Genomic DNA, 299 nt, shown 5'->3' on the forward strand with positions numbered 1-299 from the left:
GAGGTTGATGTCGGGCTCGGGGAGCGCGAGCTGCTCGAAGAAGACGCGCGACATGTTGTCGTCGTAGTGCTGGCCGGTGTGGACCAGACGCTGGTCCACGCCGCGGCTCGCCAGCGCCCGCAGCACGGGTGCCGCCTTGGGGAAGTTGGGGCGTGCTCCGGTGACGTGCCAGACCGTCCGCGCGGCCCGGGGGGCGTCCGTCATGACGACACCTCTCGGCTAGGGTCGTGGGCTGCCGCACCTTAGCAGCGGCCTCGGTGCGCAGGAGGAGCAGGATGAGCAAGCTGGTTGTCGTGGGG

The 299-nt window shown here is 70.2% G+C and carries 1 protein-coding gene; it reads right to left on the minus strand.

All coding sequences use genetic code 11. The annotated features are described in order from the left end of the window. Nucleotides 1-204: UDP-N-acetylglucosamine 2-epimerase (locus tag Q0L15_RS20110; RefSeq protein WP_296606406.1), on the minus strand; the 204-nt coding region annotated here is incomplete at its 3' end. Nucleotides 205-299 lie beyond the last annotated feature (95 nt).

Origin of the sequence: Nocardioides sp. (genome assembly GCF_024509035.1) — a bacterium.
GTDB lineage: Bacteria > Actinomycetota > Actinomycetes > Propionibacteriales > Nocardioidaceae > Nocardioides.